Origin of the sequence: Nannocystis exedens (assembly GCF_002343915.1) — a bacterium.
GTDB lineage: Bacteria > Myxococcota_A > Polyangia > Nannocystales > Nannocystaceae > Nannocystis > Nannocystis exedens.
Genome location: NZ_NETK01000001.1, coordinates 8305489 through 8327319, shown reverse-complemented (window position 1 = coordinate 8327319; position 21831 = coordinate 8305489). Strand labels below are relative to the sequence as shown.

16 protein-coding genes are annotated in these 21831 nt (G+C 71.9%); 7 read left to right on the top strand and 9 right to left on the bottom strand.

What is annotated here, in order from left to right; genetic code table 11:
• Positions 1-172: 172 nt before the first annotated feature.
• Complete coding sequence (locus NAEX_RS32790; RefSeq protein WP_143141212.1) at positions 173-451, bottom strand: hypothetical protein; 279 nt, start codon at positions 449-451, stop codon at positions 173-175.
• A 290-nt stretch (positions 452-741) separates the two neighbouring features.
• The gene (locus NAEX_RS32785) at positions 742-1617 is read right to left on the bottom strand and encodes a class I SAM-dependent methyltransferase (protein WP_170136185.1); all 876 of its coding nucleotides are present in this window, start codon (positions 1615-1617) and stop codon (positions 742-744) included.
• A gap of 559 nt (positions 1618-2176) precedes the next feature.
• Between NAEX_RS32785 and NAEX_RS32780 the strand changes: the two genes are divergently transcribed.
• Positions 2177-3241 carry a hypothetical protein gene (locus tag NAEX_RS32780; protein ID WP_096331414.1) on the top strand — a complete coding sequence of 355 codons (1065 nt, stop codon included), beginning with the start codon at positions 2177-2179 and terminating at the stop codon, positions 3239-3241.
• 147 nt (positions 3242-3388) lie between these two features.
• Here the strand turns inward: NAEX_RS32780 and NAEX_RS32775 are convergent, their stop codons facing one another.
• The gene (locus NAEX_RS32775) at positions 3389-4030 is read right to left on the bottom strand and encodes a hypothetical protein (RefSeq protein ID WP_096331413.1); all 642 of its coding nucleotides are present in this window, start codon (positions 4028-4030) and stop codon (positions 3389-3391) included.
• A gap of 97 nt (positions 4031-4127) precedes the next feature.
• Entirely contained in the window at positions 4128-5054 is a 927-nt protein-coding gene (locus tag NAEX_RS32770; protein ID WP_096331412.1) for an NAD(P)/FAD-dependent oxidoreductase, read from the bottom strand.
• 572 nt (positions 5055-5626) lie between these two features.
• Between NAEX_RS32770 and NAEX_RS32765 the strand changes: the two genes are divergently transcribed.
• On the top strand, positions 5627-7321 hold the full coding sequence (locus tag NAEX_RS32765; RefSeq protein ID WP_096331411.1) for a DEAD/DEAH box helicase: 1695 nt from the start codon (positions 5627-5629) through the stop codon (positions 7319-7321).
• Between the two features lie 144 nt (positions 7322-7465).
• On the opposite strand, the gene NAEX_RS32760 is transcribed toward NAEX_RS32765, so the two are convergent.
• Complete coding sequence (locus NAEX_RS32760; RefSeq protein WP_096331410.1) at positions 7466-7846, bottom strand: hypothetical protein; 381 nt, start codon at positions 7844-7846, stop codon at positions 7466-7468.
• A 937-nt stretch (positions 7847-8783) separates the two neighbouring features.
• Between NAEX_RS32760 and NAEX_RS32755 the strand changes: the two genes are divergently transcribed.
• The 3 genes from NAEX_RS32755 (at position 8784) to NAEX_RS32745 (ending at position 12502) form a co-directional block, all read left to right on the top strand.
• Positions 8784-9869 (top strand): Gfo/Idh/MocA family protein, encoded by a 1086-nt coding sequence (locus NAEX_RS32755; protein ID WP_245913846.1) that lies wholly within the window; start codon positions 8784-8786, stop codon positions 9867-9869.
• A gap of 188 nt (positions 9870-10057) precedes the next feature.
• A complete protein-coding gene (locus NAEX_RS32750; RefSeq protein ID WP_096331408.1) occupies positions 10058-11320 on the top strand; it encodes a WD40 repeat domain-containing protein in 1263 nt (420 codons plus the stop codon).
• Between the two features lie 468 nt (positions 11321-11788).
• The gene (locus NAEX_RS32745; protein WP_096331407.1) at positions 11789-12502 is read left to right on the top strand and encodes an MIP/aquaporin family protein; all 714 of its coding nucleotides are present in this window, start codon (positions 11789-11791) and stop codon (positions 12500-12502) included.
• 49 nt (positions 12503-12551) lie between these two features.
• On the opposite strand, the gene NAEX_RS32740 is transcribed toward NAEX_RS32745, so the two are convergent.
• The 4 genes from NAEX_RS32740 to NAEX_RS32725 form a co-directional block, all read right to left on the bottom strand.
• On the bottom strand, positions 12552-14771 hold the full coding sequence (locus tag NAEX_RS32740) for a CapA family protein (RefSeq protein ID WP_177326059.1): 2220 nt from the start codon (positions 14769-14771) through the stop codon (positions 12552-12554).
• Positions 14772-14920: 149 nt separating this feature from the next.
• The gene (locus NAEX_RS32735; RefSeq protein WP_096331405.1) at positions 14921-16858 is read right to left on the bottom strand and encodes a hypothetical protein; all 1938 of its coding nucleotides are present in this window, start codon (positions 16856-16858) and stop codon (positions 14921-14923) included.
• Between the two features lie 82 nt (positions 16859-16940).
• Positions 16941-17423, bottom strand: a complete 483-nt coding sequence (locus NAEX_RS32730; RefSeq protein WP_096331404.1) for a hypothetical protein — start codon at positions 17421-17423, stop codon at positions 16941-16943.
• A 263-nt stretch (positions 17424-17686) separates the two neighbouring features.
• A complete protein-coding gene (locus tag NAEX_RS32725) occupies positions 17687-18799 on the bottom strand; it encodes an SMP-30/gluconolactonase/LRE family protein (RefSeq protein ID WP_211302514.1) in 1113 nt (370 codons plus the stop codon).
• Between the two features lie 100 nt (positions 18800-18899).
• Between NAEX_RS32725 and NAEX_RS32720 the strand changes: the two genes are divergently transcribed.
• Positions 18900-19466: a 5' nucleotidase, NT5C type gene (locus tag NAEX_RS32720; RefSeq protein WP_170136184.1), complete on the top strand. Its 567-nt coding sequence runs from the start codon at positions 18900-18902 to the stop codon at positions 19464-19466.
• A 478-nt stretch (positions 19467-19944) separates the two neighbouring features.
• Entirely contained in the window at positions 19945-21747 is a 1803-nt protein-coding gene (locus NAEX_RS32715) for a MutS-related protein (protein ID WP_096331402.1), read from the top strand.
• Positions 21748-21831: the final 84 nt, after the last annotated feature.

Here is a 21831-nt window from a genome sequence, read left to right as displayed (position 1 = left end):
GCGCGTGCGAACGACCGGGTGGGGAGCAAACGCCGCGTGTCGTGACCGCGTCGACGGGGCACGCAGCATCGCCACTCGCGCAAGCCGTGAGGATCATCGGCACCGGCGCCCTCCGCTGCGGCGGCGAGACGTGACCACCGGAGCGGCCGGAGGCGCGCTCGGGATCGGCGGATCATCCGGGGTTGGGCTCGACGCACACCTTGCCCGGGCCGTCGTAGATCATCTCGCACACCATGCCGGCGGGGCACGGGTGAGCGGCGCAGGGGATCCAGCACTCCATGCTCGGGGGCCCGGGCTGCCTCCCGTGCACATCGACGCACCGTTCGGGCGGCTTGCATGTGGTGTCTCCGCACGACTCGCCGGCGGCGTCGGGCGGCGGCGAGTCCGGCTTCTTGGTCGACGAGCAGCCGATGCACCCGGCGAGGAGCAGCGCGAGCATGGATGACTTCACGATGCCGTCCGCGATAGCACGGACGGCATGTCTCGCCCTCGCGATTTCACCCGCTCGTGCCCGCGCGGCTCGGCGGCGCGCCGACGGCCAATGGCGACTTCGGAGCATCGCCCGCCGCACTGTCGGCACATGGTGTCGACCGAGGCGCACTCCCCGGCCTCGGAGCGCGAACCGTCCCGCTCCTCAAATCCGCCATTCGCGCCATCTCCAGCCTCGTCACGCCAGCCGAGGCCGTCGGGTGGTTCGAACACTGCCTCGTCAGCACGCATCAAGTCGTATGAAACATGCTGTCAGTCCGCGGCGCGGCCGGCGAGGACCATCCCGTAGAAGCCCGCGACCCGGCCCTGGTGTCCGCCGGGCCGGGCGAACCAGCGGCGCTGCATGTCCTCCGGCAGCAGGCACGCCAGCGCCCGCAGCCCGCGCTCGGCGAGGAACGCGTCGACCCGCGCCTCGTCGATGCCGAACGTGAATGGTTCGCCGCGCGACGCCACGAACGCCCGCCCCTCCGCGAGCCCGTAGGCCGGCGCGCTGTCGGTCACCGCGCGCTCGAACAGGAAGTCGAACACGATCACGCTGCCGGGCCCGGCGCCCTCGCCGACGAATCGCAGCACCGCGTCGACCGCAGGCGCCGAGATATAGAAGGTCACGCCCTCCCACAGAAATACCGTCCGCGCCGCCGGGTCGAAGCCTCCCGCCCGCAGCGCGTCCGCCAGCGACGTGCGGTTCAGGTCGACGGCCAGGTAGCGCAGGTGCGGCGCGGGGCCGAGGCGAGCCGCGCGGCGCCGCTTCTCCGCCTGGGTCGCGGGCGTGTCGACCTCGAAGAACGTCGCCCCCTGGCGCGCCGCCAGCTCGGCGAAGCGGTGGGCGCGGGTGTCGAAGCCGGCGCCGAGGATCACCACCTGACGCGCGCCGGCGGCCAGCTGCTCGCGCACGACCTCGTCGAAGAAGTGCGACCGCGCGGCCAGGAACTCGAAGGTGCCCGGCATGCGCCGCTCGTAGATCCGCCGCACCGCGCCGCGGACCAGGCGGCTCTTCAGCACCACCCGCATCCAGCCGTCGAGGAGGCGCTCGGCCAGCACGTCGGGCCCGCGGAACGCGGGGTCGCGGGCGTGGGCGGCCCGGGCGAAGGCTGCCAGGAGCGCGGTGCGGCTGAAGCGGTCGGACATCGCCGGCATTGTACGACGAATGGAAGAAACCTGCCTCGCGGCGCGGGTTCTCGCGCCATTGTCGGCACCTCCGGACCACGGGGCCAGAGCGAAAAATAACCCGGGATCTGCAAGGGCTATTTTTCTATTTAAATGAATGACAACTGGCCGTCGGTCACTCCTTCGAGGTCGCGGATGGAGCCGGCGTCGTCGAGGGATTCCCCTCAGGCGCGCGATCGATCCCTCGCGGTCCGCCTCCAGAAAACCGCCTTGGGCCATTTGCGCGCTGCGCTGTCCTCCAGGAGGAATTCACCCCTCGCAGCGGCCTTCGGCCAGGAGCACGGGTGGCCGGCCTCTGCCGCGAATCGTAGCCCCCACGCGCGATCGTTTACGCCTCTCGCGCCGAGGTTTCACGCGAGGGCGGGACGTTCCTCTCGAGCGATTGCAGGGACTGGTCGAGGCAATCGGCCCTCCCTGGTCATATCCTCCATGACCCTTTCATCACCGGAAGGGTTTCGGAGAAATCATGCGCAAATACCTTAGGCATTTCACCCATCTCACTCTGACCCTCAGCGCCCTCATGGCCTGTGATTCCGGCGACATCACCCCGCGGAAGGGCGAGCCGACGCTCGTCTGCGGCGGCTTCGCGGGCCTCGAATGCCCGGGCGACCTCGTCTGCGTCGACGACCCCAACGACGATTGCAACCCGTACAAGGACGGCGCCGACTGCATCGGGTACTGCGAAGATCCCGGTCCGACCGCCTGCGGCGGCTTCCCGGGCACGCCCTGCCCCGAAGGCCAGGTCTGCGTCGACGATCCCAACGACGACTGCGATCCTCAGAACGGCGGCTCCGACTGCATCGGCATCTGCGAGGACGCTCCCGCCACCTGCGGCGGCTTCCCGGGCACGCCCTGCCCCGAAGGCCAGGTCTGCGTCGACGACCCCAACGACGACTGCGATCCTCAGAACGGCGGCTCCGACTGCATCGGCATCTGCGAGGACGCCCCGCCTGCTCCCGCCACCTGCGGCGGCTTCCCGGGCACGCCCTGCCCCGAAGGCCAGGTCTGCGTCGACGATCCCAACGACGACTGCGATCCTCAGAACGGCGGCTCCGACTGCATCGGCATCTGCGAGGACGCTCCCGCCACCTGCGGCGGCTTCCCGGGCACGCCCTGCCCCGAAGGCCAGGTCTGCGTCGACGATCCCAACGACGACTGCGATCCTCAGAACGGCGGCTCCGACTGCATCGGCATCTGCGAGGACGCTCCCGCCACCTGCGGCGGCTTCCCGGGCACGCCCTGCCCCGAAGGCCAGGTCTGCGTCGACGATCCCAACGACGACTGCGATCCTCAGAACGGCGGCTCCGACTGCATCGGCATCTGCGAGGACGCCCCGCCGTTCTGCGGCGGCTTCGCCGGCCTCGCCTGCCCCGAAGGCCAGGAGTGCGTCGACATCCCCGACGACGACTGCGACCCGCAGAACGGCGGCGCCGACTGCCTCGGCGTCTGCCAGGAGCAGGCCGGCGACGGCGGCCGCCAGTACGTCAGCTACGATCCGGAAGAGTGCAAGTGGTTGAAGTTCCCGTGCCCGGAGGGCATGGTCCACTTCTTCGACGACACCGGCTGCGGCTGCGAGCCGGCGTGACCTGAACCGGCGGTGCGCGGCGCCGGTCGCCGCGCATCGCCGCGTCCACGGGCGGCCCCACGCTCGAGCTCGCCGCGCGAATCATCGCCCCGTCGAGCCCGGCAAACGGCAGAGTCCGCCGTGCTCACATCCTTGCGGCGGGCTCGACTACGCGTCCCGGTGCGCCGACTCCGACGCGACCGACGGCGGAGCGCGCCGCGGCTGGCGCAGGCGGTCGGCGAGGTGCTCGATCCCCGCCACCGTCGCGCGGAAGGCGCGGGCGAGCGGCCGGTGCGTCGCGGCTTCCAGCGCGCGCTCCGGGTGCTCGGCGAACCAGGCCAGCGCTTGCTCGGCTTCGGCGAGCAGGGCCGTCCGCTTCTCGAGCCACCCCACGCACCAATCGGCGAGCGCCACGGCGCCGTCGCGGCGGGCAACCTTCTCGAACAGGAGCATCAGATCGACCCCGTGGCGCATGCCGAGCAGCGTCCCGCGGTACGAGCGTTCGAGGCTGAGGAACATGTCCGCGAATTGATTGCGGACCACCGAGAACGCCGCGCCCACGGCCCGGCCGCCGGTGCTGACGGGCAGCTTGTACTGTTCGGCAAGCCCCGGCAATTCGGCCAGCGCCGAGTCTGCGTGGTCTGCGACCGCGCGCAGGCAGTGGGCGGGGGGTACGTCCCCGAGGCGCTCGGCCTCGAGGCGAGGGTGACGCTGGGCCGATTGCTCGGTCTGGAACAGCTCGCGGGCGAGGTTGGCGAGCCAGGTGTGAACCTCGTCCGCCGGCTCCTCGGTGTTTCGTTCGTCTTGCATGCCGGGACTATGAATGAGATGCGCCGACCGGCAATCGACGTCCTGCCGCGAGTGCGGCGCGGGCCGCGGTCGCGCGCCACCGTTCGCCGGCCGGCCCTCACTTCCCGGGCGACGCCGGCGAGCCCCGGCGCACGCGCTCGGCCAGCTCCTCCGCCTGCAGCTCGCCGTCGATCGTCATGCCGGCCACCGCACCCTCGGCCGCGGCCACGATGGCGAACATCACGTCGCGTGAGGCGTCGCCGGCGAGGTACAGCCCGGGCACGCGTGTCGACTGCCGCCGCCGGGTCTCGGCCCCGTGCTTGTCGTCGACCGGCAGCGCCAGCTTCTCCGCCAGGTCGGAGCGCTGGCGCTGCGGCAGCTTGAGGAACAGCGCCCGCCGCGGCTCGGCCTCCCCGCCCGCCAGCACGACGCGCTCCAGGGTGCCCTCGTGGCCCTCCAGGCGCTCGATCGGCTCCTCGCGCACCCGCACCCCCGCGGCCGCCAGCCGCTCGGTTTCGTCGCCCGCCAGCGGCCGGCCGCCGTTCGTGAACAGCATTACGTCCTGCGACCAGCGCAGCAGCGACAGCGCCAGCGCCGCTCCCTCGGCGCCGCAGGCCGCGAGCGGGGCGCCGCGGAACTCCCAGCCGTCGCAATAAGGGCAGACGAACACGCTGCGGCCCCACAGCGGACCGAGGCCGGCGATCGGCGGCAGCAGGTCGACCAGGCCGGTGGCGAGCAGCAGCTTGCGGCAGCGGGCGCGCCGGCCGTCGGCGAGGCTGACCAGGAAGCCCGGCGACTCGCGCACGGCGTCGGTCACGGGGACCGCCGCGAACTCGACCTTGTACGGCCGCAGCTGCTCGCGACCGAGCCGCAGCAGCTCGTCCGGCGGCGTCCCCTCGCGGGTCAAAAAGCCGTGGACCGCCCGCGAGCTGTCGTTGCGATGGTCCCCGCGGTCGCACACCAGCACGCTGCGGTCGCTGCGCCCGAGCACGAGCGCCGCGCTGAGCCCGGCGGGCCCGCCGCCGACGATGATCACGTCGTACATGCCATCACTCCACGCTGCGAGCAGCCGCGACGACTCTTTTGCAGACCGTGCTCATGCGAAGCGACCTCTGGGCTTTTTCTCGCCCTCATCGCCACGGTGCGTCCGCCGGCCGACCCCGATCGCTGCGAAGATGCGCCGAACCGTTGCACCCGCAAGCACCTGCGCCGGCGCTCGACGAAAACCCCGGAAGCGGCCCCGGTGCGCGCGAGTGCGCAGATCGCAACCAAGGGTCCTTCCCTGTCGAGGCGCCGCCCGGCCGCGGCCCACGCCCCCGAGCATGGCGCCGACCCGACGCACCCCGCAGCGAGTTCGTCCCAGGGGTCCGACGCCCTGCAGGGCGGCGAGGTCATCCGCGGCGGTCCGTCCGCGCGAGGCAGACCCCGCCACGCCCCCGGCGGCCGATCCCCGGCCGGCGCATCGCCTCGCCGTCGCCCCCAAGAATGGTCCAGCGAGCACGTCGCCGGTGTCCGCCTCGGGGCCGGCGCGTCGCCTCGCCATCGCCCCGACGGCGTGTCCAACGGCACGCCGCCGCGGGCCCCGCGGCCTTTTTAATCGGGTAGAGGTTCCCGCGCATGAGCGCCGACGAAGACCTTTCCCCGCCGACCGGCTTCGCCGCGCTCGACCTGCCCGAACCGCTGCTGCGAGCGCTGCGCGACGTCGGCTACGAGACGCCGTCGCCGATCCAGTCGCAGACCATCCCGCACCTGCTCGCCGGGCGCGACCTCCTCGGCCAGGCCCAGACCGGCACCGGCAAGACCGCCGCCTTCGCCTTGCCGATCCTCGCCCGCCTCGATCGCAGCCGGCCGGTCCTGCAGGCGCTCGTGCTCACGCCCACGCGCGAGCTGGCGATCCAGGTCGCCGAGGCGCTGCAGCGCTACGCCGCCCACCTGCCCGGCTTTCGCGTCCTGCCGATCTACGGCGGCCAGAGCTACGGCCCGCAGCTGAACGCGCTCGCGCGCGGCGTTCACGTCGTGGTGGGCACGCCCGGGCGGATCATCGACCACCTCGGCCGCGGCGCGCTCGACCTCTCGCAATTGCGGCACGTCGTGCTCGACGAGGCCGACGAGATGCTGCGCATGGGCTTCATCGACGACGTCGAGACCATCCTGCGCGCCACCCCGGCCGCGCGGCAGACCGCGCTGTTCTCGGCCACCCTGCCGCCGCCGATCCGGCGGATCGCCCAGACCTATCTGCGCGAGCCGGTCGAGGTCACGATCGCCGGCAAGAGCCGCACCGCCGACAACATCCGCCAGCGCTACTGGATCGTCAGCGGTGTGCACAAGCTCGACGCGCTGACGCGGATCCTCGAGGCCGAGCCGTTCGAGGCGATGATCGTGTTCGCCCGCACCAAGGTCGCGACCGACGATCTGGCCGAGCGCCTGCAGGCCCGCGGCTTCGCGGCCGCCGCGATCAACGGCGACATCCCGCAGGCCCAGCGCGAGAAGACGATCGCCATGCTGCGCGACGGCGCGATCGACATCCTCGTCGCCACCGACGTCGCCGCCCGCGGCCTCGACGTCGACCGGATCAGCCACGTCATGAACTACGACGTGCCGACCGACCCGGAGAGCTACGTCCACCGGATCGGCCGCACCGGCCGCGCCGGCCGCAGCGGCGAGGCGATCCTGTTCGTCGCCCCGCGCGAGCGGGGCCTCCTGCGGATGATCGAGCGCGCCACCCGGCAGCCGATCACGCCGATGGAGCTGCCGACCAGCAAGATGGTCAGCGACGTCCGGCTCGCCCGCTTCAAGCAGCAGATCCGCGACAGCATCGCCGCCGGCGGCCTCGAGCCGTTCCAGAGCGCGATCGAGGAGCTCGAGCGCGAGGACAACATCCCGGCGCTCGAGATCGCCGCCGCCCTGGCCAAGCTGGTGCGCAAGGGCGTGCCGTTCCTGCTGGCCCCGGAGCGTCCCGAGCCCGAGGAGCGCCCTGCCCCCCGCAGCCCCGAGCCCGGCATGGCGGCCTACCGCGTCGAGGTCGGCCACATCCACGGCCTCAAGCCCGGCAACCTGGTCGGCGCGATCGCCAACGAGGCGCGGCTGACGAGCAAGCAGATCGGCCGCATCGACATTCAAAAGGACCACACCTTCGTCGAGCTGCCCGCCGAGCTGCCGGACGAGCTGCTGCAGCATCTGAAAAAGGTGTGGGTCGCCGGCGGGCAGCTGCGGATCACCCGCGACGGCGAGCCGCCCGACGACGCCGGCAAGCGCCCGGTCAAGCGCAACCTGCTGCGTCGGCGCCTGTTCGGCAAGCCGCGCAAGCCGTGAGCGTCGCCGGGCGCTGCGCGCGAGCGCGCGCTGCGAGGCCGTCCGCCCTACATGTCTCTTCGGACATGCCGCCGGGGCATCCGCGCCCGGGCCCGTGGCCGCCGGCGCAGCCGCACCCGGGGAAGGAGCGCGAGGCTCGGCCGCCTACCGCTCCCCCTGCTCGGACTCCGGGAGGGCAGGCGCTCCCGACTTCTCGCCGGATGCGAGTCGCCTCGCTCCGGACGAGCCCCGCCACAGGGTCGCGGCGATGAGCGCGACCCCGCCGACCGCGGCCGCACCAAGGAGTGCGAAACTTACCTGCAAGAGCAGCAACACGGTCAGGGCCCCGGCGACGGCCGCCATCGAGATCACGAGGCCGCGGCCGGCTCGCGCGCCGGCGGTGGCGGGGAGCGGCACCTCGGCGCTCTCCTCCACGGAACGCAGCCGCGCCTGCTCGCGCACGTACCGTTCCATCAGCCCCATCATCAGAACGGACATTGTTAGGGTGATCACGATGCTGACCCAGGGCTCGAGCCCCAGCCGCATCCGAAGCATGTAAGCAAGAGAAAGCCAGGGATCGACAGGATGATGAATGGCAGGATGAGGCGTTGGGCCTCCCAATCGTTCCAGAACCAGAGCGTCGGCAAGATCCCCGATCGCTGCGGCCGATCGAGCAGCGATCTCTGTGCAGATACCTTGAGAGCGCGTGCCATCATCCTCTCCGAGAGCACTCAGACCCCGTCTCCTGCGCAGTCTGCGGGAAGACAGGGCCATGCAGCGTAGCAAACCGCGACTGCCATGTCCTGTCTCATTCGGTCGCCCAGCGAGCCACGAGCCGCCGTAGCCGCCGCGACGGGTGGACAGCAGCATGGCGAGAGTGGCCGGGGCTGGCGACCGCCGGCCGGCATCGCCATGCATGTCTCTTCGGACATGTGCCCCCCGCGCCCGCTCGGCGTATACTTTTCTGAACAGCCGGGCGACGCGATTTTCTCCTGCCCGCCTCGTCATTCCCGCGAAATCTGCCCCACCGACCGACCTTTCGGCACGATGCGCGACTGCGCGCAGACAGATTTCCCTTGCATATTTCTATTTTAATGGAATCATCTTCACTCGATGCAGGGCGTGGTCCACGGGCTTCATGCAGGTGCAGGTTCGGCGGCGCGGGTGCGCTGTCCCGGGCGCGGCGCGTGTCGAGCGTGTCGGGCCGACCGCTGTCGACGCTGTCGTCGCGGCGTCTGATCTCGTCGCACCGCGCCCGTGCACCGACGGCGGATCGTCGCCGTGTCGGACCGCGCGCGTGCCACCGAGCCACGCAATCGAAACCCCCGAGGCCGGTGCCGTTCGCGGAGGACCTTTCATGTTGACACTGATCATTCTCGGCTGGCTCGCCTCCACGCGGCGGCGGGCCCTGGCGGCCGGCACCTGAAAAATGGCATCACTGCAGCGCGGCTGCGAGGAGCGGGTTTTTATGGGCGACACTGACGTGAAGCGGAAGATCCGGGTCGGCATCATCGGCGCCAGCCCGAACGGGAGCTGGGCGGTCCAGTCCCACTTGCCGGCTCTGGCCGGCTTGCCGGCCTTCCGGCTCGAGGCCGTGGCGACCACCCGGCAGGCCAGCGCCGACGAGGCGGCGCGGCGGTTCGGCGCGGCGCATGCCTTCGACCGCGCCAGCAAGCTGATCGAGCACCCCGACGTCGACCTCGTGGTCGTCTCGGTGCGGGCGCCGGAGCACGCGCCGCTGGTGCGCGCCGCGCTGGCGGCCCACAAGCACGTGTTCAGCGAGTGGCCGCTGGGCGTGTCGTCGGCCGAGACGCGTGAGCTGGCGGCGCTGGCCGAGCGCGCCGGCGTGCGCACCGTGATCGGCCTGCAGCGGCGGCTGGCGCCGAGCATCCGTTACCTGCGCGACCTGCTGGCCCAGGGCTACCTCGGCCGCCTGCGTTCGGCGACGCTGCACGTGGCGCTGCCGCTGCTGGGGGCCACGCGCCCGCAGAGCTACGCCTACACCGCCGACGCGGCCAGCGGCGTCAACACGCTGGCGACCGTCAGCGCCCACTTCCTCGACACGGTGCTCGCGGCCGTCGGCGACTTCCACACCCTGTCGGCGGTGGTGGCCCGCCAGTTCGACGAGACGCGGATCGCCGAGACCGGCGAGATCTTGCCGGTCACCGCGCCCGACCAGGTGCTCATCAGCGGCACGCTGGCCAGCGGTGCGGTGCTCTCGGCCCACTTCGAAGGCGGCAAGCGCAACGGCCCGATCCTTCAGACCGTGCTCACCGGCACCGAGGGCGACCTCGTGATCGGCCCCGACCTCTCGCTCTCGGGCGCCCGCGGCGACGATCAGCCGCTCGCGCCGCTGCCGACGCCCGCGCGCTACTCCTGGTCGCCGCGCGGCGACCTCACCGGCGACGCCCACCAGGTCGCGGAGCTGTACACCGCGTTCGCCCGCGACCTCGTCGAGGGCACGTCGGTCGCCCCGAGCTTCCGCGACGCCGTCAAGCTTCACCACCTCGTCGACACCATCGCCGAGGCCTCGGCCACCGGCCAGCGCAAGCTGTGGCAGCGCCTGTGACGGCAGGTCTCCCGCGTGTCGAGCTCCGACGACACCGCAGTGCTTGAACCAGGCGGCAGCGTCGACGGGCGAAACAACACCGGTGATCCTTTCGCTGGCGTGGCCGTCGACGAAGCGGGCCCCCGATCGTCGTTCGGGTCGAACCGAACGATTGACCGCGCGCACGACCTGCCCGACGCTGGGGACAGATGAGCCAGCCCCCGGCCACGTTTCGCCTCGAGGACTTTCAATTCCAGACCGACTTCGCCGACGCCGACGGCGTCGACTGGTCGACACGCGCGGTGCGAGCGCTCGTCGCGGCCGCGGGCGTCGACGGGTTCGTCGTGCCGATGAACGCCGCAGGGACGTGGGGAAAAGTCGACCGGGCGAAGCGCGTGGGCGTGAACATCGTCGGCGTGAAAGCAGGGTGCTTGCTCGCGTCGTATGCCGCGTTCGATGCGTCGGGAGCGCCGTGCGCGTGGAGCAGCGACCTCAACCCCGGCAACCTCACCAAGCGCTCCGCTCCCGCGTTCGCACTCTATGCCGACGAGGCCAAGGCGAAGGCCGGCTACGACGCGACGAGTGCGACGCGGCGGGACTTCATCAAGGTCGACGCGGCGCTGAAGAGACGACTCGCGCCCGCCGCGAAGGCGAAGCCCGCGACATCCGCGATGACGCATGAGGGAGACATCCTCGCGCTCGCGGCGTCCCCCGATGGTCGCTACCTCGTCTCGACGGGACACGACGGCGCGATCTGCATCTGGGATTCGTCGACGGGCGCGCAGCTGCATCGCATCACCTCCGCCGGCGGACGTGGCATGCAGTTCCTCCATGCGGTGGCGTTCAGCCCCGACTCGAAGAGCGTCATCGGTGGCGCACGGGCGTTGAAGCGCTTCGATCTGGCGACGGGCGAGCTGCTCGTCGAGTACGCGGGTCATCCCAAGGGCGAGGTCGTCGACGTGCAGGTGTCGCCGAAGGGCAAGTACATCGCGTCGGTCAGCACGAGCGCCGTGAAGGGCGGCGACAACACCGTCGCCCTGTGGGACGCGAAGACGGGCAAGCAGCTCGGCAATTGGGCGCACGGCAATCACGCGGGCGGGCCGATCGCGCGCTTTCAGACCGACGAGAAGCGGCTGCTCGTGGCGATGGAAGGCGACGAGGGGAACGAGCTGATCGAGCTCGCAGTGCCGTCGATGAAGCTCCTCAAGCGCGAGCCGCACGAGTGGTCCGACGAGACGTCGGAGCGCACGGGCTACAAGGAGTCGGATACGTCGCCCGACGGGAGACTCCGCGTGTTCGCCGACGAGGTCGTCGCGGGCAAGAAGCGCAAGAAGCTCGACGCGGATGGAGCTGTCGACAAGACGATGTTCTTCACGTCGCCGGACGGGCTGCGCATCGCCGGCGTCGTCGACGACCGGCGCCTCGGCGTGTGGGATCCCGCGACGGGCAAGCGGCTCCTCCCCCGGGCCTGAGGCCAGCAGCCCGGGGTAGCAGGCGCCGGGACGAAATCGCTCAGGCGAGCCTCGCGTGAGCGACGGATCCGGGCAGTCGAGCGCTCGGCGAAAAATGCCGCGAGTCGCGACCGAAGGACTGGACTGAGGCCTGAGCTCCCGTCATTCATCGACATCCGCCTCCGCGGCCAGGTGCCTCCTCGGAGGGTTCACGTCACGACGCGGTCCACCGAACGGTTACCGCTGGTGTCCGTCACGAGCTCGACGGTCCGTGCCCCGAGTGCGTCGCTGCCTCGAGGCGACCGGCCGGCGAGTGACACGGCTCGGGGTCGTTCCCCGCGTGTGCGCTGGCTTCTGCCGTGAGGTCCAGCAGCGCGCGCACGGCCGGTGACGCGGCGCGCCCGGACGCCGCTTGCAGCCAGAGACATGCAGTGAGGCCATCGCCGCGAGGATGGACCGGCCGGGCGCGTCCGGTCTATCCTCGCGGGGATGACCCCGTTCGCCGCCGAGCTCCTCGGGACCGCGATCCTCATCGTCCTCGGCGACGGCGTGGTCGCCAACGTCGCGCTGGCGCGCACGCACGGGCACGGCGGCGGCCTCGTCGCCATCACCGCCGGCTGGGCCGCGGCGGTGTTCGTCGCCGTCTACGCGGTGGCGGCGGCCAGCGGCGCCCACCTCAACCCGGCCGTCACCCTGGCGCTGGCGCTGCGGGGCAAGTTCGCGTGGGCGGCTGTCCCTTCGTACATGTGTGCGCAGTTGCTCGGCGCCTTCGTCGGCGCGGTGATCGTGTGGCTGGCCTACCGCCGGCAGTTCGACGCGACCGCCGACCCGGCCACGGTGCGCGGCGTGTTCTGCACGGCCCCGGCGGTCCGCGACCTCGGCCACAACTTCCTGACCGAGGCGATCGCGACCTTCGTGTTCGTGCTCGGGGTGCTGCAGATCGCCGCGCCGACCCACGGGCTCGGGGCCCTCGACGCGCTGCCGGTCGCGCTGCTGGTGCTGGCGATCGGGCTGTCGCTCGGCGGGCCGACCGGCTACGCGATCAACCCGGCGCGCGACCTCGGGCCGCGGCTGGCCCACGCGGTGCTGCCGCTGCGCCACAAGGGCGACAGCGACTGGGGCTACGCGTGGGTGCCGATCGCCGGCCCGCTGGTCGGCGCGGCCGCGGCCGCGCTGCTGCACGCGGCCGCGATCGCGGGGTGACACCCCGCGCCCGCGTCGCCTCGGGCTCCGGCGACGCGGGCGCGCGGCATCACTTCGCGGCGTAGATCCGGTGCGTCACGGTGACCGCCAGGCGAGCGCCGCCGCCGGCGATCTCCGAGAAGCGCAGGTACGAATAATCGTTGGGCCCGGGCAGGCTGACCCCGGCCTTGGCGTCGGCCGGCTTCGGGTCCCACTGGATCAGCGCGACCTCGTCGACGTAGACCCGACCCTCGCCCGCCTGCGTCGGCGCCTGCTTGAACGACACGCGGATCGCCGTCGCGCCGGCCGGGGCGGTGAACGAGGCCGTGAACTGTCGCCACCCGTAGGTGCCGGCGGCGTGGCTGTAGCGCTCGTGGCTGCCGATCGCGTCGCCGTCGGCGTCGTAGAACCGCGTCATGACGCGGAAGGTGCCGCCGTTGTCGGCGCGCACGTGGCCGCGCAGGGTCAACTTCGTGCCGCCGGCGATCGGCACCGTCCGCCGCAGCGGCATCTCGACGTCGCTCTCGTGCTTGTCGGTGCGCACCAGCACCGCCGCGGCGACGCCGCCGTAGGCCTGCTTGCTCTGCACGTGGCGGTACTCGCTCTGGTCCCAGCCGAAGCCCTCGAGGTAATCGCCGTCGACGTCGACGTCCTCGAAGCTCCCGTACAGCAGGATGTCGCGGCCGACCTCGACCTTCGCCGCGGCGCCGGTCTTGACGCCGACGAGCGCGTCGGTCGCGTCCTGGCGGGTGAACGCGACCGGGCCGGCGGCGCCGCCGTGGACCGGCAGGCTGAACGACTGGTCGCTGGCGTGGCTGACGTACTGCGACGAATCGCGCAGGGCGACGACGCGGCCCCGCCACGGGAACACCACCGCGCCGCGCAGGCCGTCGGGCTGCGAGCTGCCGCTCGGCGCGAGCGGCAGGGTCGACGACAGGTGGCCGAGCTGCCGCGCGTGGCGCTCGAGCGCGCGGCCGGCCAGCAGCTTCGGCACGTAATTCTCGACGTGGACGGGGATCAGCTCGAGGCGGGCGACGTCGAAGCCGTACGCGGTCGCGTCGACGTCGGCGACGGCGATGAACGACTGCGTGGTGGCGAAGGTGCTCTGGTCGAAGATGAAGTTGCCCAGCGACATCAGCACGAAGCGCGGGCCGTCGCCGGGGTCGACCAGGCCGATGCCGTGCATCGTGTGCGTGTGGTGGGCGACGACCAGGCCGGCGCCGCCGTCGACGAGGTCGACGAAGCGCTCGCGCATGGCGTCGATCGGGTAGCTGCTGAACTCCTGGCCGCCGTGGATCATCGGCACGCGGAAGCGGCCCTCCTCGGCGGCGAAGAATTCGTCGAAGTTGTCGTCGGAGGCGTCGAGCGCCCCCGGCTTGGCCGGGTCGAGCGCCACCAACAAATAATCGGAGAGCTGCGAGCCGTCGGTGCGCAGCGCGGAGAAGCCTTGCAGCGACAGCGGCACCCCCGACACGGTGCGACGGATCGCCGTGTCGAGGGCCGCCGTCTCGCTCATCTCCGCCCCGGTCCAGTCGAGCCCGTGGTCGGCGACGGCGTTGATCGTGTCGTAGACGCCGGTGCCGAGGTAGTCGAACACGTGGTTGTTGCCGAGGCTGACCCCGTCGACCCCGGCCGCCGTGAGCCCGGCCAGGGTGTCGGGGTGCGAATAGAAGGTATAGGCCTTGTAAGGGTGCTCCGGGCCCGGATCGGCGCTCACGGTGCATTCGAGGTTGGCGACCGCGTAATCGGCGGAGGCCAGCGCGTCGGCGACGTAGCGGACGACCTTCTCGGCGTCGGCGGCGCGCGAGGCCGAGCGGATAAGATCGCTCGCCTCCTGCTGGCCGTCCTGATCCTCGTCGGTGAAGCGGCGACCGAACATGGTGTCGCCGACGAACATCAGCCGCACCCGCCCAGGCTTCTTGTCGGTGAGCGTAAGGTTGCCGACCCTGGTCGACGCCTCGTACGCGGGTCGATGCAGGTCGGCGGGGATGATCTCCGGGTAGTAACCGGCGCGCGTGACCTTCAGGAGCACGGAGCGCCGGTCGAGGTCTTCCAGCTCGAACGCGCCGGAGCCGTCCGTCGTGGCGGTGCGGCCCGCGTTCGCGGCCCCGGCCCCGAATGCGAGGACCTGGACCGTCGCGCCGGCGATCGGCAGACCCTGGCGGTCCACGACCGTGCCGGCCAGCGCGATCTTGGTGTTGATATAGGGAGTTTGAATAGAGAGAGTGTTCGCCTCGGCGTCGGAGATAGCGGCGACGAAGAGGCCGACACATAGCGCGGGCCAGAGCATCCGCGGGCAGATAGAGATACGGCGCATGACAGACCCTCGGTATCGCCAAGGATGAACAGCCTCGGACGGACCGCCACCGTCCCCGACCTACCTGTGTGATACCGGCCGCCCCTGGGGGCAGGGCCCCGCAGACGGTCCACACCGCAACGTCAACGACCCTGTTCGAGCACGAATTCGGCCGGCAACGTCGGCGCGCCGACGACCCGGATGAACCCTGTTTCGTCGCCCTCGACCGGCTCGCGCTCGACCCGGCAATCGACGTTCGGAACGCCGCTCCGGCAGCGCAGCTCGGCCAGCCAGTGGAATCGCAGCACCAGCTCCTCGGTCCCGGGCGCGGGCTTCGCGGCCGTCACCGCGAGCCGGCCGAGCCCCGCCTTCACCTCGGCGCTGCCGCGGGCCGCGTAGCCCGACGGTCTGCGTACGCGGTAGGCGCGATAGCGTCCGCCGACGATCCCGCGCGGCTCCAGCAGGTCGAGGCGGCGCTCGATCGCCGGGATGTGCGGCACCGACATCAACACGTAGGCGACGTTGAACGTCTGCAGGTAGCGCTCGAGGCCGTCACCATAGCGCTCGTCGCTGTCGGTCCAGTGGAACAGGTTGGCCTGCTCGTGGATCGTGCGGCGATCGGGGAATCCGCCGAGGATCGGGCGGTCGGTGGCCCAGCGCAGGTACTCGCCGAGGGCCCAGTAATGCACGAGGATCCGGCCGTCGTCGGGCTGGGCCCGGACCCACTGCGCGACCTCCTGGAAGTCGTCGCTGATCGGCCGCAGCCGCATGCTCGGGAAGAACTGCTCCTCCAGCACCGCGCTCTGCAGAAAGCCCATCGGCGACACGTCGACCCCGGGCAGGAAGGTGGCGAGCTGGGCGTAGACCCGCGGGGCCAGCAGCACGAGCAGGCCGATCGCCAGGCCGCGCAGGCTCGCAGGTACTTGCGACCATGTCTTTCGGGTCAGGTTGTCGGCCAGCCACGGGCCGGCCAGCACCGCCGCCCAGCAGGCCATCGGCGCGGCGAACCGGTACGGCTCGGTGGCCGGCACCAGCGGCAGCAAGGCGCCGACGTAGCTGAGCCCGAACAGCCACAGGAGCGTGCCGCCGGCGAAGCGCAGGGCCGGCGCGCGCGCGCGTCGCCAGGCGACCAGGGTGCCGATCGCCGCCAGCACCGCGACGGTGCGGACCAGCGTGCGCTGGCGGACGAACCCGGTGGTGAGCGGGTCGACGAACACCTCGAGCAGGTCGTAGAAGAAGAAGTCGGGCGTGGCCTGGCCGAGCTTGTGCGACGGCGCCATCAGCTCCATGTGCGTCAGCGCGGGCCACAGCCAGTACGAATTGACGGCGACCGTCAGCGCCGCCAGGGCCCACACGCGGGCGTGGCCGGCGAGCGCGAGCCCGCGGGCGCGCGCGAGGTAGAGCCCGATCATCGGCCCCGCCAGCGCGGCGAAGCTCCACACGTGGGTGAGCAGCGCCAGCGGCAGCAGCACCAGCAGCGCCACCCAGCCGCCGCGCACCGGCGACGCGCCGAGCTGACGCCAGAACAGCGCCAGCACGAGCACGCACAGGTGCGAGGCGGTGGCGAACGAGATCATGCCGCCGCCCCAGAAGAAGCGGATCAGCGACTCGAAGTGCCACAGCAGCACGCCGAGCCCGAACGTCCACGCCTGCGCCTTGGCCGACACGCCGAACAGCCGCGCCGCCAGCCACAGCGAGATCGGCATGGCGATCGCCGAGACCAACGTGAACAGGTTGAACGCGGTCGCCAGCGGCACGCCGAGCCGGTGCAGCACGGTGCAGAACAGGAAGTGGGCCTTGTTGTCGACGTCGAAGAACAGACCGGCGGGGTAGCCGGCCAGCATCATCGGGTCGTAGACCCATAGCCGCCCCTCCGCGAGCGCCCGCGTCAGCGTGTGGGTGTGCTGAAAGTGGGTCTGATAGTCGGGCCCGCCGAACGGCTGGGCGCCGAACACCACCCGCAGCGGGATCGAGTTGAGGACCAGCGCGGCGTGGACCGCCGCGAACCCGACGAACATGCCCCGGTGGCCGCGCAGCCAGGCCCAGCGCGTGCTCGCAGCCGCTGCGGAGGGGTCGGTCATCGGCCGCGCGACGATACGCCGGGGCCGCCCACGGCGTCAAAGGCGCGCCCGCCGCGGACGAGCCCGCAGCGCCCGCGGTCCCCTACGGCAACAACCAGCCGAGCCGCTTGCGGTTCGACAGCAGGGCGTCCATGAAATCGTCGGCGGTCTGCGGGCGGCGCAGCCGGAGGACCTCCGGGCAAAAGAACTCGTCCGGCATCGCGGCCGCGAGCCGCTCGCTCACCGCGGCGAACCCCTGGGCCGCGCTGATTTCGTCGAGCCGCGCGGACGCGAATCGCACCGCGGCGGCCCAGCCCTCGAAGTAGGCGGGCAGGCGCGGATCGTCGAGGTACGGGGCGGTGACGATCGTGACCTGCTGCTCCTTGACGTCGCGGATCGATCGGTCGTCGCCGTCGTCCTCCCAGATGAAGAGCCGGATCGTCGCCACCAGGTGACCTTCGTCGTTCACGACGCACCCGCCCCACCCATCTTCGGCGGCGATGCCGGCCCCCTTCGCGACGAACTCGAGCGAGCAATACGGGAACGAGATGGGGAAGTGCCGGGTGAAGGCTTCCGCGGGGGACATCGCGCGCGATGGTAGCGAACCCGCAGCGACGGGGAGCGGCGAGCCGGCGAAAATCGACGCGGGCCGGCGGCAGTGACACGCTGGCCGGGCGTGCCCGGCGGCGTGACCCGGGACGCTCCGGTGATTCGTGCCGCCGATCCCACGGCCCGCCCGGCAGGGCGCCCGTCCGCAGCCGTCTTCCCGGCGCCGCGTCGGGGTGCCCTCATTGTCCACGAGGACGTGACGCAGCGATCATTGCCGCGGGCGCCCGCACGCGCGCCCGCTCAGGCGCCCTCGACCTTGAGGCGGATCCGGTAGACCCGCGCCTGCGCGGTGATGAACAGCGCCTTGCCGTCGGGGTCGCCGAACTTGCAGTTCGTGACCTGCTCCGGGACTGCAATGGTGCCGAGCAGCTCGCCGGCGGGCGTGACCACGCGGACGCCGCCGCCGCCGCTGACGAACAGGTCGCCGAACGAATCGACCGCCATGCCGTCGGGGTTGCCGGGCTGGTCGCTCTGCAGGTCGACGAACACCTGCCCGCCGACGGCGTCGCCGTCGGGCTGGACGTCGAACACGCGCACGTGCTCGGCGTTGGTGTCGGCGACGTAGAGCAGGCTCTCGTCGGGCGACAGGGCGATCCCGTTCGGGCGGTCGAAGTCGTCGGCGACGAGCGACAGCTGGCCCTGCGGGTCGATGCGGAACACGCCCTGGAAGTCGAGCTCCTGCTGGTTCGGCTGGATCCCGTAGGGCGGGTCGGTGAAGTAGATCGTGCCGTCGCTGCGGACCGCGAGGTCGTTGGGGCTGTTCAGGCTCTGGCCCTCGAACTCGCCGACCAGGGTCTCGGCGTCCTGCTCGCCGATCACGCGGCGCGAGACCCGTCGCCCGCCGTGCTCGGCCGCGAGCAGTCGTCCTTCGAGGTCGAACGCGAGGCCGTTCGAGTTGCCGCTCGGGTTGATGAACGGGCTGGCCTGCTCACCCTCGGCCCAGCGGAAGATCGTGTTGGCCGGGATGTCGCTGTAGAGCAGGTACCCCTCGGGGCTCCAGATCGGGCCCTCGGTGAACATGTGGCCGTCGGCGATCAGCTCGAGCTCGCCGTCGACGACGTCTTCCAGCGACATCGGCGGGTCGACCGCGCCGGTGGTCGTGCTGGTGGTCGTCGTCGCGTCGGTGGTGGTCGCGTCGGTGCTCGTCCCGGTGGGCGGCGTGCCGGTGGTCGTCGTGTCGCTCGTGGTCGTCGGCGCGGTCGAGGTCGACGTGTCGGCAGTGCCGGTCTCGGAGGTCGTGCCGGTCTCGGTGGTCGTGCCGGTCGCGTCGGTGCTCGTCGCGTCGGTGGTCGTGCCGGTGTCGGCGGTGGTCGAGCCGCCGCCGCCGCCGCACGCGAGCGCGAGCGAAAACATGCACGATGAGGCGCGCTTCATCATGCCTCCGGGGTATCACGCCGGCCGCACGAGCACCAGGCGCGTGGCGATCGCGCGACCCTCGGGCTACCATCGGCGCATGGCGAAGGTCGGGTTGGTCGCGCTCATCGACATGGACGGCACTCTCTGTGATTACCAGGGCGCGCTCCTGCGCGACCTCGAGAGCCTTCGGGGCCCCGCCGATCCGCCGCTGGGTGGCGACGACGACAGCCCGCCGTGGCTGCGCGCGCGCGAGACGGTGATCCGCCGCCAGCCCGGCTGGTGGCGCTCGCTGCCGCGACTGCAGCTCGGGTTCGACGTGCTCGCCGAATTGCAGGCGCTGCGCTTCGAGATCCACGTGCTCACCAAGGGCCCGGTCGGCACCCCGAGCGCCTGGACCGAAAAGCTCGAGTGGTGCCAGCAGAACCTCCCCGGCGTGCCGGTGACGATCACGATGGACAAGGGCCTCGTCTACGGCAAGGTCCTGGTCGACGACTGGCCGCCCTACGTCGAGCGCTGGCTGGAATGGCGCCCGCGCGGCCTGGTCATCCTGCCGGCCCAGCCGTGGAACGCCGGCTTCTCGCACCCGAACGCGATCCGCTACGACGGCCACAATTTGGGCGAGATCCGGGCGGCGCTGCGCCGGCTGTGCGAGCTCGACGGATGATCCATGGTCATGCCCTTGGGGGCATGTCCTTTTTGCAATGTTCATCAAAGCATGTCCTTGGGGGCATGTAATCGAGGTGCTCCCGCGCGAGGCGTTCCGCTCGGCGCCCCGGTGGCATCGGCTCTCCTCCGCACGGAGCGGCCGCGCGGCGCGTCGCGGACCTTGCGGGCTCGCTCGCTTCGTCAGCAGCGGCGCGGAGCGGGCGGAGCTCCACCGCGCTCGTGTGCTCGTGGCCGGCTCGCGCGGCTCCGCGGCGGGGCGGCGAGCTGCGGGCGTGTCTTCCCGGTCTACCTCGTCGCCCGAGGTGGCGGCCCCAGGATTCACGGACCGCCGAGGTCGCGGCGGCATCGCCCACGCAGCCGCGCGAGAGGCGACCCGGGCAGCGCTGCGGACGGTCGCCGCTCGTGTCTCGTCGTCGTCGTGCGCGTGCGCTCGAGTTGTCGTTGTAATCCTGCGCGGGTGCGGCATCATCTCGCCGGTGTCCGACCCGCGCAGCGAGTACCAGCGCCGGCTCGCCGCGCGGCAGGCGGTCGTCGATCGCGTCGACGGCCAAATTCGCCGGATCTCCGACTGGCGGCTCGGCGTCTTCGTCGTCTTCCTGGTCCTCCTCGGCTTCGGCCTGGCCGACCGGCCGGCGGTGCTCGCGGCCTCGTTCGCGCCCTTGTTCGGGTTCTTCGCGCTGGTGGTCGTCCACGAGGGCGCGTATCGCCGGCGGGCCCGCGCCGAGCTGGCCGCCCTGCACTACCGGCGGGCGCTCCGGCGGCTCGACGACGACTGGCGCGGCGAGGGCGTGCAGCACCGCGAATTCGTGCCGCCCGACCACCCGTACGCCGCCGACCTCGACCTGTTCGGGCCGGCCTCGCTGTTCGCGCTGCTGTGTACGGCGCGCACGCGCGGCGGCGAGGCCACGCTGGCGCGCTGGCTGCTGCAGCCGGCCGCGGTCGAGGAGGTCGCCGCGCGGCAGGAGGCCGTGCTGGCGCTGCGCGAGCGGCTCGACCTGCGCGAGGACCTGGCGCTGCTCGGCGGCGACGTGCGGGCCGCGGTCGCGCCCGAGGCCCTGGTCGCCTGGGGCAGCGCGCCGCCGCGGATCGACCCCACGCGGTTCGTGCCGCTGCGGCTGCTCGCCTCGGCGCTCGCGCTCGCGGGCGTCGTCACGGCGGTGCTGGCGTTCGCCAGCGACGTCGGGTTCGTGCCGCTCCTGGTCGTCGCGGTGATCGAGGGCGTCGTGATGCGCGCGCTGCGGCCGAGCACGGCGGCGATCGTCGCGGCGGTCGAGGGCCCGCGGCGCGACCTCGACGTCATCGCGCAATTGCTCGGCCGCGTCGAACGCGAGCCGACCGCCGGCAGCCGGCGCCTCGCGGAGCTGGCCGCCGAGCTGCGCACCGGCGAGGTCGCCGGCGGGGCCGCGATCGCCGGCCTCGCCCGCGCGGTCGACTGGCTCGAGACGCGCAAGAGCGGCCTGTTCGCGCCGATCGCCTTCCTGTTGATGTGGGAGCTGCACGGCGCGCTGGCGGTCGAGCGCTGGCGGCAGACGCACGGCCCGGCGATCAGCCGCTGGCTGGCCGCGCTGGGCCAGCTCGAGGCGCTCGCGTCGCTGGCGACCTACGCGTACGAGCGCCCCGACGACCCGATGCCGGCGGTGGTCGCCGCCGGCCCGCGCGTCGCCGGCGAGGCGCTGCGCCACCCGCTGCTGCGCGCCTGCGTGCCCAACTCGGTCGCGCTCGGCGACCCGCTGCGCGTGATGATGGTCAGCGGCTCGAACATGTCGGGCAAGAGCACGCTGCTGCGCACGCTCGGGATCAACGTGGTGCTCGCCCTGGCGGGCGCGCCGGTGTCGGCGAGGTCGATGACGCTGAGCCCGCTGCAGATCGGCGCGACCCTGCGGATCGAGGACTCGCTGCAAAACGCCCGCTCGCGCTTCTACAGCGAGCTGCGGCGATTGTTGCAACTGCGCGACCTGGCCCGCGCCGCCGCGCCGCCGCTGCTGTTCCTGCTCGACGAGATCTTCCACGGCACCAACTCGCACGATCGCAAGATCGGCGCCGAGGCGGTCCTGCGCGCGCTGATCGAGGAGGGCGCGATCGGCCTGTGCACGACCCACGACCTGGCCCTCGCCGAGGCCGTGGCCGACCTCGGCCCGCGCGCCTGCAACGTCCACTTCGCCGACGAGGTCGTCGACGGCAACCTGGTGTTCGATTATCGCATGCGTCCGGGCCTGGTCGGCCGCAGCAACGCGATCGCGCTGATGCGGGCGATCGGCCTGCTGCCCGCGAGCGGTTGACTCGGCCGGGCTACGGCTCCATCCGGCATCGCGGTGCCGTGGCGAAAGCCACACTTTCAGGACGACCATCCGGCATGAAAGCGA

Excerpts from the sequence above, each read along its gene's own strand:
- NAEX_RS32730 (WP_096331404.1), bottom strand. The coding sequence starts at position 17,423 with ATGTCCCCCGCGGAAGCCTTCACCCGGCACTTCCCCATCTCGTTCCCG.
- NAEX_RS32780 (WP_096331414.1), top strand. The coding sequence starts at position 2,177 with ATGGCCTGTGATTCCGGCGACATCACCCCGCGGAAGGGCGAGCCGACG.
- NAEX_RS32740 (WP_177326059.1), bottom strand. The coding sequence starts at position 14,771 with ATGCTCTGGCCCGCGCTATGTGTCGGCCTCTTCGTCGCCGCTATCTCC.
- NAEX_RS32750 (WP_096331408.1), top strand. The coding sequence starts at position 10,058 with ATGAGCCAGCCCCCGGCCACGTTTCGCCTCGAGGACTTTCAATTCCAG.
- NAEX_RS32760 (WP_096331410.1), bottom strand. The coding sequence starts at position 7,846 with ATGCGGCTGGGGCTCGAGCCCTGGGTCAGCATCGTGATCACCCTAACA.
- NAEX_RS32775 (WP_096331413.1), bottom strand. The coding sequence starts at position 4,030 with ATGCAAGACGAACGAAACACCGAGGAGCCGGCGGACGAGGTTCACACC.
- NAEX_RS32785 (WP_170136185.1), bottom strand. The coding sequence starts at position 1,617 with ATGTCCGACCGCTTCAGCCGCACCGCGCTCCTGGCAGCCTTCGCCCGG.
- NAEX_RS32745 (WP_096331407.1), top strand. The coding sequence starts at position 11,789 with ATGACCCCGTTCGCCGCCGAGCTCCTCGGGACCGCGATCCTCATCGTC.
- NAEX_RS32735 (WP_096331405.1), bottom strand. The coding sequence starts at position 16,858 with ATGACCGACCCCTCCGCAGCGGCTGCGAGCACGCGCTGGGCCTGGCTG.
- NAEX_RS32720 (WP_170136184.1), top strand. The coding sequence starts at position 18,900 with ATGGCGAAGGTCGGGTTGGTCGCGCTCATCGACATGGACGGCACTCTC.
- NAEX_RS32765 (WP_096331411.1), top strand. The coding sequence starts at position 5,627 with ATGAGCGCCGACGAAGACCTTTCCCCGCCGACCGGCTTCGCCGCGCTC.
- NAEX_RS32725 (WP_211302514.1), bottom strand. The coding sequence starts at position 18,799 with ATGTTTTCGCTCGCGCTCGCGTGCGGCGGCGGCGGCGGCTCGACCACC.
- NAEX_RS32770 (WP_096331412.1), bottom strand. The coding sequence starts at position 5,054 with ATGTACGACGTGATCATCGTCGGCGGCGGGCCCGCCGGGCTCAGCGCG.